This is a genomic window from Amycolatopsis sp. NPDC041971 (assembly GCF_055588925.1).
The window spans coordinates 15,975-31,588 of sequence record NZ_JBVJCE010000028.1; the positions used below are offsets into that span (position 1 = coordinate 15,975).

Annotated in this window: 13 protein-coding genes; 6 read left to right on the forward strand and 7 right to left on the reverse strand. The window is 69.1% G+C overall.

All coding sequences use genetic code 11. From position 1 onward, the window contains the following. Both ACZ6DT_RS38010 and ACZ6DT_RS38015 read right to left on the reverse strand, forming a co-directional pair. The coding region (locus ACZ6DT_RS38010; RefSeq protein ID WP_465604280.1) for an LmeA family phospholipid-binding protein at window positions 1-886 on the reverse strand (886 nt) is incomplete at its 3' end. Window positions 887-931: 45 nt separating this feature from the next. After that, window positions 932-1,186: a hypothetical protein gene (locus tag ACZ6DT_RS38015; protein ID WP_026467456.1), complete on the reverse strand. Its 255-nt coding sequence runs from the start codon at window positions 1,184-1,186 to the stop codon at window positions 932-934. Between the two features lie 175 nt (window positions 1,187-1,361). On the opposite strand from ACZ6DT_RS38015, the gene ACZ6DT_RS38020 reads away from it, so the two are divergent. After that, a complete protein-coding gene (locus tag ACZ6DT_RS38020) occupies window positions 1,362-2,066 on the forward strand; it encodes a class I SAM-dependent methyltransferase (RefSeq protein ID WP_465604282.1) in 705 nt (234 codons plus the stop codon). 97 nt (window positions 2,067-2,163) lie between these two features. Here the strand turns inward: ACZ6DT_RS38020 and ACZ6DT_RS38025 are convergent, their stop codons facing one another. Beyond that, window positions 2,164-2,754 (reverse strand): maleylpyruvate isomerase mycothiol-dependent enzyme family protein, encoded by a 591-nt coding sequence (locus tag ACZ6DT_RS38025; protein WP_465604284.1) that lies wholly within the window; start codon window positions 2,752-2,754, stop codon window positions 2,164-2,166. A 7-nt stretch (window positions 2,755-2,761) separates the two neighbouring features. Further along, window positions 2,762-4,252, reverse strand: a complete 1,491-nt coding sequence (locus ACZ6DT_RS38030) for a M20/M25/M40 family metallo-hydrolase (protein WP_465604286.1) — start codon at window positions 4,250-4,252, stop codon at window positions 2,762-2,764. A gap of 85 nt (window positions 4,253-4,337) precedes the next feature. On the opposite strand from ACZ6DT_RS38030, the gene ACZ6DT_RS38035 reads away from it, so the two are divergent. Further along, window positions 4,338-5,510: a HEAT repeat domain-containing protein gene (locus ACZ6DT_RS38035; RefSeq protein ID WP_465604287.1), complete on the forward strand. Its 1,173-nt coding sequence runs from the start codon at window positions 4,338-4,340 to the stop codon at window positions 5,508-5,510. A gap of 55 nt (window positions 5,511-5,565) precedes the next feature. Here ACZ6DT_RS38035 and ACZ6DT_RS38040 read toward each other — a convergent pair whose 3' ends face one another. After that, window positions 5,566-6,606: an HNH endonuclease signature motif containing protein gene (locus ACZ6DT_RS38040; RefSeq protein ID WP_465604349.1), complete on the reverse strand. Its 1,041-nt coding sequence runs from the start codon at window positions 6,604-6,606 to the stop codon at window positions 5,566-5,568. Between the two features lie 142 nt (window positions 6,607-6,748). On the opposite strand from ACZ6DT_RS38040, the gene ACZ6DT_RS38045 reads away from it, so the two are divergent. Next, on the forward strand, window positions 6,749-7,330 hold the full coding sequence (locus ACZ6DT_RS38045; protein ID WP_465604288.1) for a hypothetical protein: 582 nt from the start codon (window positions 6,749-6,751) through the stop codon (window positions 7,328-7,330). A gap of 236 nt (window positions 7,331-7,566) precedes the next feature. Here the strand turns inward: ACZ6DT_RS38045 and ACZ6DT_RS38050 are convergent, their stop codons facing one another. Together ACZ6DT_RS38050 and ACZ6DT_RS38055 are read right to left on the reverse strand one after the other, a co-directional pair. Further along, on the reverse strand, window positions 7,567-9,918 hold the full coding sequence (locus tag ACZ6DT_RS38050; RefSeq protein WP_465604290.1) for a helix-turn-helix domain-containing protein: 2,352 nt from the start codon (window positions 9,916-9,918) through the stop codon (window positions 7,567-7,569). Then, entirely contained in the window at window positions 9,915-11,057 is a 1,143-nt protein-coding gene (locus tag ACZ6DT_RS38055) for a molecular chaperone DnaK (RefSeq protein ID WP_465604292.1), read from the reverse strand. Before ACZ6DT_RS38055 ends, ACZ6DT_RS38050 begins: the two co-directional genes overlap by 4 nt. Before the next feature lie 295 nt (window positions 11,058-11,352). On the opposite strand from ACZ6DT_RS38055, the gene ACZ6DT_RS38060 reads away from it, so the two are divergent. The 3 genes from ACZ6DT_RS38060 to ACZ6DT_RS38070 all read left to right on the forward strand — a co-directional run bounded on the left by ACZ6DT_RS38060 (window position 11,353) and on the right by ACZ6DT_RS38070 (window position 15,542). Beyond that, window positions 11,353-12,414, forward strand: a complete 1,062-nt coding sequence (locus tag ACZ6DT_RS38060) for an IniB N-terminal domain-containing protein (RefSeq protein WP_465604293.1) — start codon at window positions 11,353-11,355, stop codon at window positions 12,412-12,414. 121 nt (window positions 12,415-12,535) lie between these two features. Continuing rightward, the gene (locus tag ACZ6DT_RS38065; RefSeq protein ID WP_465604295.1) at window positions 12,536-14,302 is read left to right on the forward strand and encodes a dynamin family protein; all 1,767 of its coding nucleotides are present in this window, start codon (window positions 12,536-12,538) and stop codon (window positions 14,300-14,302) included. A 31-nt stretch (window positions 14,303-14,333) separates the two neighbouring features. Continuing rightward, entirely contained in the window at window positions 14,334-15,542 is a 1,209-nt protein-coding gene (locus tag ACZ6DT_RS38070) for a GTPase (RefSeq protein WP_465604297.1), read from the forward strand. The last annotated feature ends 72 nt before the right edge of the window (window positions 15,543-15,614 follow it).

Sequence of the window (15,614 nt, forward strand, 5' to 3'; positions counted from 1 at the left end):
CTTGTGGGTGGGGTTGTGGGGGGTCGAGTTTTTTGCTCCCCCCCCCCCCCCCCCCCTCCCCCCCCTCCCCCCCCCCCCCCCCCCCCCCCCCCCCCCCCCCCCCCCCCCTCGGCAGGGTCAGGGTGGTCACCGCCGTCGTCACCCAGCCCAGCAGATCGCCGAGCGGGATGGTGGACAGCCTTTCCGGCCATTCCTCCGCCAGCGCGTGCAGGACGAGGTGACCGTCGTGCGCCTCGACGGCGGTGAGCCGGACCCCTTGCGGGAGTTCGGGAAGGGGTAGCACGATCGGCTTGAGGCGGGACGGCGGGCCGAACCGGCGGCGTCCGATGTGGACGGCCATCGGCCGGAGGACCACCTCGCCGCTCTCCACAGTGGACTCCAAGGCGAGATGCCCCCAGTGGGGCCGCTTTTCCCAACGGACGTGGAAATGCCCGTCGTCGCCGGGGGTCACGATGATGCCCGGCCGAGCTTCGGCCACGCGCGCCTGCAGTACTTCGGGCGAAACCCGGATCGCCATCCGTACCTGTTCGGGGATGGCGGCCGGGGACGGGAGCGAGCGGAGACGGACGTTCGACGCCAGCACGGTGATGCGTTCGAGCGGCGTCTCCGGCCAGTCGACGTCGTCGGCGATGATGCGGACGTCGCCGATCCGGCCGGTGGCGGCCAGGCTGAGGCTGTCGGCCTGGTAGTCGAGCGCGGTCAGCGTGAGGCCGACGTCGTGCCCGTCCACCCTGGCCGTCAGCCGCCGCCCGACCAGCTGTTCGGTTACGGTCTTCAGCACCGCGGCCGGGGTCACGGGCACGTTCGGCAACAGCGCCCGCCCGGCGGCGGCCAGGCCGAACAGCTCGGGAAGCGGGTTCAGGTCGAACCATCTGCCGTCGCTCATCCGACCAGTGTCGCCGAACGGGACGCCGATCGCCGCCGCAGGGGGTCAGCGGGCCGCGAAACGGGCGATGACACCCGCCAGGATCACCCAGAACGCCGCGGCCAGGCCGTAGTCGAGAATGACCGCGAGATTCGGGTCACTCACCGGGAAAAGGCCAGGCCAGAACAACGCCAGCGGTTTGGCCAGCGCCTGGATGAAGATGAAGAAGCCGTTGCCCGCGTTGGCTCCTGCGAGCACCATCACCATGTACAGCAGCTCGATGAAAGCGAACACCGCACCGATGCCGGTGATGACCCGCACGGCGGTGTTGCTCCTACTGGTGGTTCGCCATCTGGACATGCCGGAAAAGTTCCCGGATTCCGTCGTGACAAACGCTTCAGCAGCCAAATTGCGCCGATTGGCCGTACCGCGGCCACTGCCCGGAGGTGATCCGTGACGAAGCGCTCGCAAAGTGATATCGATTATCATTACCATCATGATGGTGAGTGACTGGAACGACGGGTGGGAACGCCTGATGGCGAGATATCAGCCAGGGCGCGCGCAAGCGATCGACCGGATGATCGAACTGGTCGCGACGCGGTGCGAAGGTCCGGCGCCGCGGGTGCTGGACGTGGGAGGCGGCACGGGCACCCTCTGCTCCCGCCTGCTCGAACGCGTGCCTGGGGCGGAGGTCACCTTGGTCGATCTCGACCCGGTGCTGCTGACGATCGCCGGCTCGTCCCTGCCGCCCTCGGTGCGGGTGGTCAGGGCCGATCTACGGGAGCCGGACTGGGCCGCCCTGCTGCCGGATACCGGTTACGACGCCGTTCTGGCGGTCATGGCGTTGCACTATCTGCCGCCCGGCCGGTTGACCGAGCTGTACGCCGAACTCGGCGCGCTCGTGCGGGCGGGCGGATTCGTGGCCAACGTGGACGACATGCCGGACGGCGAGGTGATGGCGTCCACGGTCGAGGACGGTGAAGACCTCTGGGGCACTTGGTGGAGCCAGGTCGCGGAGGACCCGGTACTCGGCCCGGCGGTGGCCGAAAGGGCCCGGCTGTTCGGCGATTCGCCTTCGGCCGAATGGCATCCGCCTGCCGCGTGGCACCTGCGGGCGCTGGAGGCCGGGCAGGTCGGTGAGGCGGCCGTGGCTTGGCGGAACGGTGCTCAGGCCGCCGTGGTGGCCTGCAAGCCCCGGTGAACGGCGCTGTGCCTCCCGTAGTGAAACTTGTCCGCGGACCCGTGCGACGCGTGCGGGCCCGTTCTGACAGCGATTTCCGGGTTCGCCGACTGCGCGGTCAGCCGTCCAGGGGTGCGCCGCGCCACTGCCAGCCGGCGCGCGAGGGGCGGCCGGGAAGGTCCACCCGGTCCGTCGCCCACAGCAACGCCGTCCAGGGATCGACGTCGGCGGCGTCCACCTCCGGGAACATCCGCGCGAGTACTCGCGAACAGACGTCGCGTGGTGGGTCGAGGGTGACGTCGAGACCCCTGGCCAGGTCCTCGCCGTGGACCAGGGCCTCGATACAGCCCATTCCGGTGAAGCCCTCGAGGTCGGCACGGCCGCTCGGGTGGTACGCGCGGACGTCCGGGTCCGTCGTGCGGAGCGTGGCGCCCAGGATGCCGCCGCCGACCGTGACGAACTCCAGCAGTTCCGACGGCGTCGCTGCCCGGTCGGCGACGGATTCGAAGCAGACGAAACGCGGCGTCGACGGCCGGGTGATCAGCAGTCCCGCGTAGGAGATGAGGCAGTCGCCGAGATGCTCGGCCGTACGCCAGGCGTTCAGTTCGCCGGTGCCCGGCGCCGACGACCAATCACGGCCCGACGCCGGACGCAGTCCACTGACCACACTCGCCAGTGCCGCGTCGAGGTCGTCGGGCGTGATCGTCATCGTGGCATCAGCTCAAAGGTGTCGGAAACGCGATCGGACCACGGCGGCCGTTCTTCCCGACCGCGCGCACACCGAAGAACACGTTGTCCTTCGACAGATCCACTTCAGCCTCGGTCGCGTCGCCGACCTTGATCGCGTGCGTCCAGTCGGCCGCCGTCGTCTCCCGCCACACGACCTCGTAACCGGCGAGATCCGGATCTGTTCCGCGCCGCCACACCAGATCCGTGTCGTTCGTCAGCCGGTTCGTCCGGATCCGGACGTCTTCGGGGGTGCCCGGCGCGGTCGCCAGCGACCACATCGTCGCGGCGTTGACCCGCGCGACCCTGGCGATGAACGGGAAGTCGCAGAACTCCGGCAGATCGCCGAACCGCTTGCCGTTCTCCACCCGGACGTCCTGGTGCTGGTGCGCGTAGTCCTCGTGCGGTTCGGTGAACCGCGCGGCCGGATATCCCTGCTCCAGGAACGGGATGTGGTCGCCACCCCGCAGGTAGCGGTCGCGCCGGTGGATCACCCGCACGGCCATGCCGGTCGCGTCGTTCTCCGCGACCGAGCGCACGAACCGGGCCAGCTGACGGGACGGCGAGTCGTTCTCACCGCCGACCGCGCGCCGGATGTCAGCCTGCGCCGGGGTTTCCGACGTCGGCACACCTTCGGCGAACAACCGGATCGTGCGCGGGTCCCTCGTGCCGTCGTCCGCCCGGCTCGAGCCGACGATGTCGTTGGTGAACATCGCCTGCACGTTCGTGCCCGCCGACTTGTACAGCGTGGCCATGTGCCGCGCGCCGAACAACCCCTGTTCCTCACCCGCGACCGCCGCGAAGACGATGGTCGCGGCCGGACGGCGGGTGGCGAGCACCCGGGCGAGCTCCATCGCGACGGCCACCCCGGAGGCGTCGTCGTCGGCGCCCGGCGCGTCCTTCGTCGCGTCGAGCGGATCGGAACACCGCGAGTCGTAATGGCCCGACACGACGTAGACCCGCTCGGGACTGGTGGAGCCGCGCAACGTGGCGACGACGTTGGTGATCGTGGTGGCGACCGGGATCCTGGGCGGAGCGGGCTGTTGCAGGTACGACTGCAACTCGACCTTCATCCGGCCACCCGATCGTTCCGCGGATTTGCGCATCTCCGCGAAGATCCAGTCGCGGGCGGCGCCGATGCCGCGGACAGGATCGGTCTGCGAGGACAACGTGTGCCGCGTCCCGAAGGCCGCGAGCCTGCGTACGGTGGCCTCGATCCGGTGTTCGTCGATTTCCCGCAGGATCGCCCGGAGTTCGGCGTCGGGTCGTTGCGGGGTAAGACGTTCGCCGGGGCCACGTTCGCCGGTGAGCTGATCGCCTGGCTTTCCGGCCTCGGGGTCGGCGGTTGGTGAGAGGGCGGTTGTTGATGACAGTGCCGTTGATGACAGTGCCGTTGACGACAGTGCCGTTGATGAGAGAGCAGCCGCCGAGAGCGCGGCCGACGTGGACAGGAATACTCGTCTGGACCTTTCCTCAGCCATTCACCGTTCCTACGCGCCTTGTGATCGGGCGTCTACCCGCGAAAAGGATGAGCGCGGTGGGTGGGAGATGGGAGAGGATCACCGGGTGATCTTCGGGAGAAAGAAATCCGTGGCCGAGGCACTCCAGGAAACGATGGAGAGCCGGGGGCGCCGTGCGGGCGTGCTCGTGGATGCGCTCGTGCGCGTCGACAAGTCCGGCGATGCCGCTGAACTCGCGGCGGCCTTCAAGATGATCACTGAGACACCGGCACTCGTCGCGACTCTCGACGAGTACTGGCGGTACAGGCGGTACGGGCGGGCTCTGGATGAAGTCGCTCCGCAACTCAGGGCGAGGAAGGCAGGACTGCTGACAACCGTGATCGCGGCTTCGCATCACGACGGTCGGGTCCGGGAACTGGCGGTCACGAGACTGCTGGCGAAACCGCGCCCGGAGACACTTCCGTTCCTGCTGTTGCGCATGACGGACTGGGCGTCTCCGGTCCGCGACGTCGCCCGCGCGGGTGTCATCGGGTTGCTGCACGATGATCCGGCGCCCTACCTGCGGCCGGCTGCCGAGATGATGCTTCACCTGGGACGCCGTCGCCGCGGCGGCTTCGGCGTGCGACAGCTGTACGCGGCCGCATACGACGCCCCCGTGACAGTGCTCGAGCAGCTGATGTGCTCGCCGAACTTCGCCGTGCAGAAGTTCGCGTTCGAGGTCCGAACCCGGCGTGACGATCTCAAACTCGACGAGCTGAGCAGGCTCGCTCTGACGAATTCCGACAAGAGCATCCGCGCACGAGCAGGTGAGGCGGTCGCTCGCGAGGCCGTCTGGACCGGTCGCGTGGACGTCCTGCGCAAGCTGGCCGCTTGCCGCCACGGCGAGGTACGGATCAGCGCACTGACCGGACTTGCGCGCCTCGGCCACTGGGAGGAAATCGCCGGCCTGCTGGACGACCGTTCCACGCTGATCCGCGCGCTCGCACGAGATGCCGCCCGGCGTACGGGTGTCGACGCTGTCGTTTGGTATCGGTCCGCTGTTTCCGGTGCGAACCCGTCCCTGGGGGCCATCGCGGGACTTGCGGAGTCGGGGCGGGCAGAGGACGGACAGCTGCTGCATCCGTTGCTGAGGCACCCCGTGGCCAGGGTGCGAGCTCAAGCCGTTGGGGCGCTGCGGATTCTGGATGCCGTTCCGGTCGAGACGGTGCGGTCGATGGTCGAGGATTCTTCGCGACGGGTGGTCAGGGCGGCTTTGAAGGCATTGAGGACACGGGCCTGAGTTTCGTTGCCGTCGTGTGTCGGTATCGAGCCTCTGCGACCATCCGTTCTCGTGCTCAGGCCTGAGGTTCATCGTCGTCCTCGGGACCTGTGCGTGGTTCGTGGAACGGCTCTGGTGCTGTCTCGTAGGTATGGCCGCTCGGCGTGGTGATGATCATGCCGCCGTCGCCGGTGGGCACGGCCGACCACCCGGGCTCCTCGCGAAGCAGGTTGTGGTTTTTGCAGTGACTGTGGCAGTTGTGCTGGTTGGTCTTGCCATCGCGAGCCCAAGAGGTGATGTGGTCGATCTCGGAGAACTCGGCCGGAAGATGACAGCCAGGTTGCGTGCACTCGCGATCTCGCGCCTTGATCAACCGTGCCAGGGACGCCGGTGACCGGTATCTGTCGGCGCCGGCTTCGAGCAGTTGGCCTGTGGCGGAGTCGGTGATCAGCCGCGACCAGGTCGAGTCGGGGTCAGAGGCGATCTCTCGGACCAGCCAATCGGGGATGGGCCCGTGCCCGGCGAGGGTCGCGGGGTCGTCGCGCGCGCCGACGAGTGTCAAGAAATCGACATAGACATGGATGTGCGCACGCGGCTTGCCGTATCCGTCCTCGGCGAGCAGTCGTTCGGCGAAGATATCGGCGCGATGCTGGTCGAGGGTCCGGGACTTGTCCTTGTTCCGCCGGGCCCGCGCGGCTCGGCTCATTGAAGCGTAGATGGAACTGGCGACTTCGGTGGGGAGATGGCCGGTGAGCGTGGACATGGTCTCGTCGTTTTGTTCCAACGAGATATGCCGCAACGCGCGTTTCTTGGCGGCTCGTTCGCGATAGCCGTCGGGATCGAACTTCTGCACGGCGTGACTCACCGAGCGCCGGATCGCGCCGGGATCACGATCGGCGAGGCGTTCGGTCAGCCAGGCGTCGACCTGTGCGGCCACTTCGTCCGACACTTCCCGTGTCAGCTGCATGACCTTGGAAGCCTTGTACAGGTCGATATCGCCACGCTCCAACGCCGCCAGCGTGTTCGGCAGGCGGGCGACCAGGGCGCAGGAGGTCTCGACGAGCAGGAAAGCGTGATTGCGGGTGACCGAGAAGCGCAAGGCGACCTCCTCGGTCACCGATCTTCGCGAACCACCGAAAGTGGCGAAGTCGGCTAACGCTCGTACCTGACGACCCTGTGTCCGGCGAAGCGAAAGCTCTTCGTCGAACGCGGTGCCAAGAAAGCGAGCGGCTTTCGTATTATAAGGAAGAGTTGTGGTCATGGCCATGATCATACTCGAACTCACGTTCGAACGCGAGCAAAGGTGTGATCGGATTTACGCGGAGAGTGAACGGCGGCTTTCGCTCATGCCGAACGCGACCGACAGCCCGGCTGCCTGCTTGAATGGACGAGTGAGCGAGGACTACCCGAGACTGCTGGAAGACCGAGAAGTGCTGGTGGCGCGAGCCGCTCAGCGACGACAAGCGCGGCTGCGGGGCTGGCTTGACGGCTACGACGGGCCACGACCGCTCTATCGGATCGAACTTTTCCTCGACCATGACCGGTATACGGCCACCGCCATGGACATGTTCGAGGCACTCGTCCGGCTGCGTCGTCAGCTGGAACCCGGAGGCTGGGCGATCGCCGTGCAAGGGGCCCGCCGCGATACTTATCCGAGCGGGATGTGCAGGGATATGGGCGGCGGTATGCGAATTTACGTAATGGGGGCCGGCCACAAGACTTCGTCAGCCGACCTCGTCGATACGCTGGCCGATGCGAAACTCGATCAGATCGTGACCGTTGCGGAACAGGAGACCTGGCACGCCGAATGGTGGGAGGCGGCCACGGGTCGCCGGATCTGAGCGCGCGCGGCCTGCTGCCGAAAAGCTCAGGCGGACCGATCCGGCGTTCGCCTGTCGAGTGTCGAAAGCACTATGAACCCGGGGAACATGGCCTGGGCGGACGTCACGAGGTCAGGGGCGAAGACGGTGTCTTCTCTGGAATCTGACGCGGAGGTGGCGATCCGTGCCGCCCGGCAGCAGCGCGACACGAACGGGCGCCGGAAGTCCCTGGAACAGTCGAGACGCTGTGAGTGGGTTCAGCCCTCGCCCGCGGGAAGCAATTCCCGCAGCATGGTCAGCAGTTCCCGCCGGTCCCCGGCCCCGAGTTTCCCCCGGATCCGGGCCATGTGGTGCTCCACGGTCTTCCCCGAGATGAACAGTTTGCTCCCGGCCTGTTTGTACGTCAGCCCGTCGACGACCAGCCGGGCGACCTCCATTTCCCGTTCGCTCAACGTGCTCAGCCCGGTGGCTGTGGCGGGTTCCGGAGCGCGCCCTTGGAACTGGCGGGCCGCTTCGAGCAGCTGGACCATCGCCTTGCGGTCCGAAGTCCGGATCGCCGCTTGGCCTGCCAAGCGGGAAGCGTCCCAGCATAGGCCGAGTTCGTGCAGTTCCGAGGAGGACGCGGTGATCTCTTCGGGGTCGAAGGTCCCGGTCAACACCGCGAGCCAACCGGTCGCGGCGGCGGCGAGTGCGGCCGGATAGCGTCCGCAGCGCGCGAAATCGTTGAGTGCGGCCAGATGTTCCGCGGCCGACGAGTGGTTCTCGACGGTGATGGCGGCGTGCAGTTCGTGCCAGCGCAAGGTGGCTGTCCACAGTGGAGGGTTACCGAGCGCGTCGAGTACGGCGTGCGCTCGCTCGAGTTGCCCGGCCAGTTTGGCGCTCGCGCCGCCCCGTGCGGCCGCGATCGCGAGTTCTCCCAGCGGCAGCAGCGAATACAGGTCCGGCTGCAGTCGCATCGAAGCCTGATACGCCCGGTCCCATGACCGTTGCAGGCCGGGAAGATCACTTGCCCGCCGCGCCAGGCCCAGTTGCAGGGTGGCGGCGAAAAGTTCGTCGCGTGCTTCGAGACCGTCCGGCGGCATCAAGGCCTCGGACGCCGTTTTGAGGTCACCCGCGGTCATCGCGACCCAGCCGAGCAGCAGCCGATGCCGTTTCGCGAGCAGGTCGCCGCCGATCCGCCCGCTCACCGCGCGGCTCAACACCGACTCGGCCAGCGCGAGTTCGCCGGAATGCAGGCCCACCAATGCCGCGAGCGCCGCCGGGCTGTCCGGGAGCGGCGCCGCCGCCCCCGCCGATTCCAGCATCGAAGCCGCGCCCAACAGGGCCGACAGGGTTTCGGCGCCGCAGCCGGACACCGAACCGGTGATCGCGCGCGCCATCCGTGAGGCGGCGCCCGCGAACAGGGTCGGGACTTCGGGGGTTTCCAGCACGCCGCGAGCGGCTTCGAGTTTTCCGGTGCCCAGCAACGCGATCGCGGCGAACGCCTTCGACCCGGCCCGGCCGGACCATTGGTACAGCTCCGCGCTGTGCGCCAGTTCGCCGCGATGCGCGAGCACGGTCGCGGCCACTTCGGCGCCGGCGGCCCTGGCGTCCGTATCCGAGGTGCTGCCGAGCATCCCGTCGCCGAGCCGGAGGGCGGTGTCGAGGTCCCCGGCCAGCGCCGCGGCGTGCGCCCAACCGACGGTGAGCGCCGCGCCGCGCCCACCGGCTTCGGACGCGGCTTCGTAGAACCGCGCCGCGAGTTTCGTGTCGTCGGGCATCGCCTCACGGGCGGCCGCCTCGAAGGCCGCCGCCGCGCTCGCGCCCGAACTTCCCGTTCCCAGCAAGGATCGGGCGAGGTCCAGTACCGGAAGCCCGTCGCGCAACTGGAGTTCCACCAGCCGTTGCAGCACCGTCAGCCGCCGCCCGGGCGACCCCCAGGTGCGGATGGCTTCGGCGGCGATCGGCAGCAGCACATCGTCCTCGCCGAGGAGACCGGTCGCCCTGGCGCTGTCGAAGACTTCGGGCAGGGCCTCGCGATCGCGGTTGAGCAGGGCCGCCAGGAGGTCGAGGTTCCGGCTCGCGCCCGCCTCGGCCGCGATCAGATACCTGTGGACGTCGTCGTCCAGCTGCTCCAGCTCACCGCGGAAGTCCGCGAGCCTGCCGGTGACCGTCCGCACCACCAGCCCCGGCACGCCGGCGGTCCTGGCGTGGACGTCCGCCGCCGTGGCCGGGTCGCCGCCGGCGTGCTCGACGAGCCGTCGCACGTCGTCGACGCCGAACGCGCCCAAGGTCACCGATCTGCCGAAGGAATCGGCGAGGGCGCGCAAGGTGGTGGTCCGCGCGGCAGGCCGGAAGGCCAGGACGACGGGCACCCTCGTTTCTTCCGCCAGCGCCTTGATCTTCGCGATCTCGGCGTCGCCGAGCTGGTCGGCGTCGTCGATCAGCACAGCCTCGACCCCGGCGTCGTCATAGTGGCGTCGGAGCAGGCCGAGTAGATGGGTCTTCCCGTGCCCGCCGGGGGCGACGACGGTGACCCGCACCGGAAGTTCCGGGGCGGCGGTCACCTCGTCGAGCAGGCGCCGGGCACCCGGAGGGATGATGCCGGGCTTGTCGAGCAGCGCGTTCAACAGCGACCTTCGGGGGAGGAAGTCACGCCGGGGGTGACCGGCGCGCACGAGCTCGAAGTGGTGGGAGGGGCTTCGGGACCTTTGTCCGCGGTGGCTTCTCGAGTGGTCAAGGTGAGCAACAGCGTGGACGCGGCCAGCACCACGACCGCGGCACCGGCGACGAGTGGCTTGCGTCGGCTGAGCAATTTCGCCGTCCCGGTGCGTTCTGGCAAGGGGAACGGGGTGATGTCGACCGGCGGTCGTTCGGGCCGCTCGGTGAGCTCTCCTGGCACGTCGACCCGGGGAAGAAGGGTGGTTTCGACGGTCGCGAGGGCGTTCGACGCCGGGCCGCCGGCTGGAGGAAGGTCACGTCGCGCGGCGATGTTGGCCGCACCGGTTGCCGCCGTCAGCACCGGATCACTCGACGCGAAGACGGGGCACGGTGTCCGGCCGGGAACCGGTGGGGCGTCGCCGCAGAGCACGATGCCCGCCAGCGCTTGCGGCGGGATTCCGGCGCCGTGCGCGAGTTCGAACACCTTGCCGACGGCCTCACCGGGCTCGACGCCTTCCACCGTTTTGACCGGCTGCCAGCCGTTGACGCCGGCCGCGGCGATCGTGACGACCGCGCCGTCGGGCTCGAATTCACAGACACCGGCGGTGACGTCGCCTTGCGGGGCGAGGTGGGCGTGCAGTGCGGCGATGGGCGCGGCGACCAGCGCGGCGCGGGGGAAACCGGCTTCGGCCAGGGCCCGGCGCAGCAGATCCCGGCGGAACGAACCCCAGCCGACGGGGTGGGTGAGCACGATGTGCCGCGGCTTCTCGCCGAAGCGTTCGGCCGCTTGATCCACCGCGGCGTCGACCAGGACCGCGCTGAGGGATTCGGCCGGGAACCGCTCACCGCCGACGATCACCGGGACGTCGTCACCGACCCGCTCGTGGAACCCGGTCAGCAGCCGGGCGGGGGCGGATCGGCCCGCTTCGACGGCGGCGTCGCCGGTGAGCAGGTAGCCGTCGTCGTCGAGTAACACCGCGGACGCCGCCGCCGGACCGTGCGCGCCGAGCCACGTCGGCTCGGGCACGCCCCAGCCGTCGCCGGTGTTCACGCAGGTGGCGGCGGTGGTGCGGGTCGAGGCGATATCGATGCCGAGGACGTAGGGCAACGAGCATCCTCCTTCGCTTGACCAGCCCCTAAGGACCAAATAGGGCCACTCACCTGAACGGCTTGACCCGTCTGGGTGAGAGTTGGCATTAAACCCAACTGAACGCGTCTCGGTTCAGCCCCTAACACCCTAACGATGTCATACCGATCCCCTATTGGCTGAGTGAGTGACAACCAGGAGTGATCCCCGATGTGCCCAGTGGCACCGGCTCACTAACTTCAGTGGCCTGCGCTCAGCCGTGCCCTCCGGCCGCTGTGCCTGCCCCACCGACCTAGACCTCCAGGAGAGTCCTTCCATGGGTTCCGTCCAGACCCTGCACGACTTCACGCTGAACCTGCTGAACGACACCACCGCCCGGGTGGCGTTCGCCAACGACCCGCAGCGGGTGCTGGCCGACGCCGGCCTCGGTGACATCAACGCCGCCGACGTGCACGAGGTCGTCCCGCTGGTGCTCGACTTCGTCCCGGTCGACACCGCCACCGCCGGCAACCTGGCAGGCTTCGGCGGTATCACCAGCGTCGTCGACGGCACCGATGGCGAGTGCGCCGACGGCGTCCAGGGCGCGATCGACCAGCTCACCGCGCTGACCGCCGGCCTGCCGGTCGCCATTCCCGGTGCGGACGCGCTCCCGGGCCTGCCCGAGGTCGGTCTCCCGGCCGTTCCGGGTCTGCCGGAGCTGGGCGGCCTGCCCACCGTCCCCGCCGTGGGCGACCTGCCGATCGACGTCCCGGGCCTGCCCGCCGTCCCGGCCGTCTCCGACGTGACCGACGTGTCGAACGCCGCCGCCGGCGTGACCGCGCTCGCGCAGAACACCGTCGGCAGCTTCGGCCTGACCGGCGACCTTTCGCATGGCCTCGACGCCGCCTCCGTCAGCCAGGTCGGTGACGTCGCCAACGGTGCCGTCACCGCGACCGACCTGGTCCACGACGTCCCGGCCGTGGACGTCGCCGGTCTCCCGGCCGTCGACTCGGTTCCGGCCGTCGGCGACCTGACCAGCGACCTGCCGCGCGTCGACGGTGTCGCGGGCGGTGCGCCCGACTTCCTGTCCACGGTCGGCGACCTGACCAGCGTCATCGGCCAGACGACGGCCCTCGCGGACGTCACCACCAAGGTGCACGACATCGCGAACAACTACGGCAACGGTGACATCGCCAACAACATCGCCCACAACAGTGGCGACGTGACCGGCAACGTGGCCAACGAGGTCGCCAACGTTGCGAACCACGCGGGCGTCACCGAGGTCCACGACACGGTTTCCGAGGTCGGCAACAACATCGGCCACACCATCGGCAACCTCAACGACGTCAACATCGGCACCGGCGACATCGGTTCGGGCAACGACCTCCACATCGGCTGACCTGAATATTTTTCAGCTCTGTGTCAGGGCCCCGCGACCGCACCAGGTCGCGGGGCCCGCACGCCCGTGTTGGCTCATGCCAGATTGATTCCGCGCTTGGTTAAGGGAACACTGCATCCCCGTGACAGCCCCAGCCTGGCTCGACGTGCTCAACGAGACTTTGGACGCCTGTGCCGCCCACGGTCGCGCCGACCTGGCCGAACGCCTCCGGCGCAGACGAGACCAGCGGGCGCCGGGCACCCGGATCGCGGTGGTCGGTTTTCCCAAGCAGGGCAAGGGTTACCTGCTCAACGCGCTGCTGAACGCGCCGGTCTGCGCGGTCGGGGACGCGAGCACACCCGCCGTGCCCACGGAGATCGGCTACGCCGCCGACCCCGCCGCGACGCTGGTCGGGTACGCCAGGGAAAGCGTGCCGGTGGGAGATCTCGCCAAGGAACTCGAGGTACGGCCGCCCGGTTCGCTGCGCCGGGTCGAAGTCGGCCTGCCGCGCGAACTGCTCGGCACGGGACTGGTGCTGGTGGACACCCCGGCGATAGGGGACCCCCGATCGCCGCGCACGGCGGCCACCCTCGACGTCCTCGCCGACGCGCACGCGGTGATCCTCGTCTCCGACGCGACGCAGGAACTCCAGCCCGCCGAACTCGCGCTGGCGAGGCATATCCGGACCTGGTGTCCCGCACTGGTGCTGGCGCTGACCAAGATCGACGTGAGCCCGGACTGGCGGGAACTCGCCGCCCGCAATCGCGCCGCGCTCTCCGAGACAGGTGTCGTCGCCGACGTCTTCCCCGTGTCCGCGACGGTGCGCCAGGCCGCCGCGAAAGCCGGTGACGCCGGCCTGAACGGACGTTCCGGTTTCCCGGAACTCCTGAACTGGGTGGGGGAACAGGCCGTGCGCCCGATCGAACGCACTCGCGCGCTCGCCGCCGCGGTGAGTGTGCGGGCGGCGGCGGTCGAACTCGTCGAGACACTGCAGGCGCGGCTCAACGCCGTCTCGCAGGACACCGGGGCCGACCAGGTCACCCTGCTGCACCAGGCACAACGGCGCACCGAGGAACTGCGGCGGCAGAACGTCCGCTGGCAGAACCTGTTGTCGGACGAGATCACCGACCTGATCTCCGACGCCGAATACGATCTGCGCGAGCGGACCAGGGTGATCGTGCGGCATGTCGACCGCACCTTCGACGAAGGCGATCCGGTGCAGATCTGGCCGGATTTCCAGACCTGGCTGGAAGAGAACCTCGCCGAAGCCGTCGAGACGAACTACAACTGGGTGTCCGACCGGGCGACGTGGATCGCGCACGCGGTCGCCACGAGTTTCGGGCCGCGCTACGGCCAGGCCCCGGAACTGCCGCTGACCGGGTCCGGGGTGGACTCGATCCCCGAGGTCGGCGCCCCCAAGATCGAGCGGTTCAAGATCGGGCAGAAACTCTTCACCGGCTTGCGCGGCTCCTACGGCGGCGTGCTGATGTTCGGCCTGGTCACCAGTCTCGCCGGGCTGCCGCTGATCAACCCGGTGTCCCTCGGCGCCGGTGTCGCGTTCGCGACCAAGAGTGTGCGTGACGAAGGCGGGATGCGGTTGCAGCGCCGCCAGGCGCTCGCGAAGGCCGCGGCACAGCGCCACGTCGACGACGTGTTCATCCGGTTCAGCAAGGAGATCAAGGACGAGGTCCGTCAGGTCCAGCGGCGCCTGCGCGACCATTTCGCCGCGCTGTCCGACGAACTCGCGGAAGAGCTGACCCGCCGACGGGAACTGATCATCGCCGGCTCCGCCGAACGGGACCGGCGCACCCAGCGGGTCAAGAAGGAGATCGACCGGCTGGCCGCACTGCACCGGAAGGCGGGGGCACTCGGCAGTGGCACCGCGCCGCGCCGGGAGCTCTCCGCGTGACCGCCGACGTCCTCTTTCCCGCGGAGGCGGCGTGAACACCGCACTTGATGTCCGTGAATTCCTGAACGAGGCCGCGGCGCACTATCGCGGCCGCCCGCACGCGGTGGCGATGCTGCGGGAATGCCTGGAGCGACTGGAAGAACCGCTACGGGTCGGCTTCGTCGGCACGCCGGGCACCGGGAAGTCCACTTTGGTCTCCGCGCTGGCGGAATGGCCGACCAGGGCCTTGCGTGAACTCGACCTGTTCGACACCCCGGCGCCCGCCGAACACGTCGACGCGACGGTGCGCCTGGTGCGGCACCTCGAACCCGACGAACTAGCCGGTACCCGGCCGGTGGGCGGTTCGCCGTTCGCGCGACGGACCGCGGTGAACTCGGTGCTGGTGCTCGGCAGGGCCGACGAGGTCGGCGCGGGCCGGATCGACGCCCTGCTCACCGCGAAACAGCTGGCACGACGGGCTTGGCGCGAGGAGCCGGATTGCGCGGGGTTCCAAGGGGTCATCGCGGTCGCCGGGCAACTGGGGTACGCGGGACGCGCGCTCCTCGACGACGAATTCGAGGTACTGCGCGCGCTGGCGTCGGTCTCCCGGCCGGAGCTGGAGCGGTACCTCCTGTCCGTGGATTCCTTTGTGGACGATTCGTTCCCGGTGCGCGTCCCGCGGGAGTCCAGGAAACACCTGGTGTCGCGGTTCGGTCTCTACGGAGTCCGGCTGGCGATCACCCTCATCCGCACCGGCTGCGAGAGCAGGCTGAAGCTTTCGGCGGAACTCGTGCACCGCAGCGGCCTCGGCGACCTGCGGGACACGCTCGCGGGATGCTTCGTCGCGAGGGCCGACGCGCTGAAGGCACGCACGGCGGTGTTGCGGCTGGAAGGGCTGCTCGCCGCCGAACCGCTTCCGCGCGGTGACCGGCTGGCCGCTCGCGTGGAGCGATTCGCCGCGGCCGCGCACGACTTCCGGGAACTGCGGCTCATCGCCGGCATCCGAGGTGGCCGCACGGCGTTGTCCAGGGAGATCACCGAGGAGGCCGTCCGGTTGCTCGGCGCGCAGGGACTCGCGCCCACCGAGCGGCTCGGTCTCGAACCCGACGCGGATCCCGCCGAGATCCACGCGACCGCGGAAAGCGCGCTCGTCCGCTGGCGGCAGGAGGCGGAACGGGCCGACGCCGCGCACGCCGAACGCGCCGCCGCCCGGGTGATCGTGCGTTCGGTCGAGGGCCTGCTCAGCCTGTTCGTGGCTTGACGCCAACCCCGGGGTTTGTTCTCCTGATGCGGTGGGTGTTAGTGTCGCCGCCGGACCTCAACGAAGAAAAAC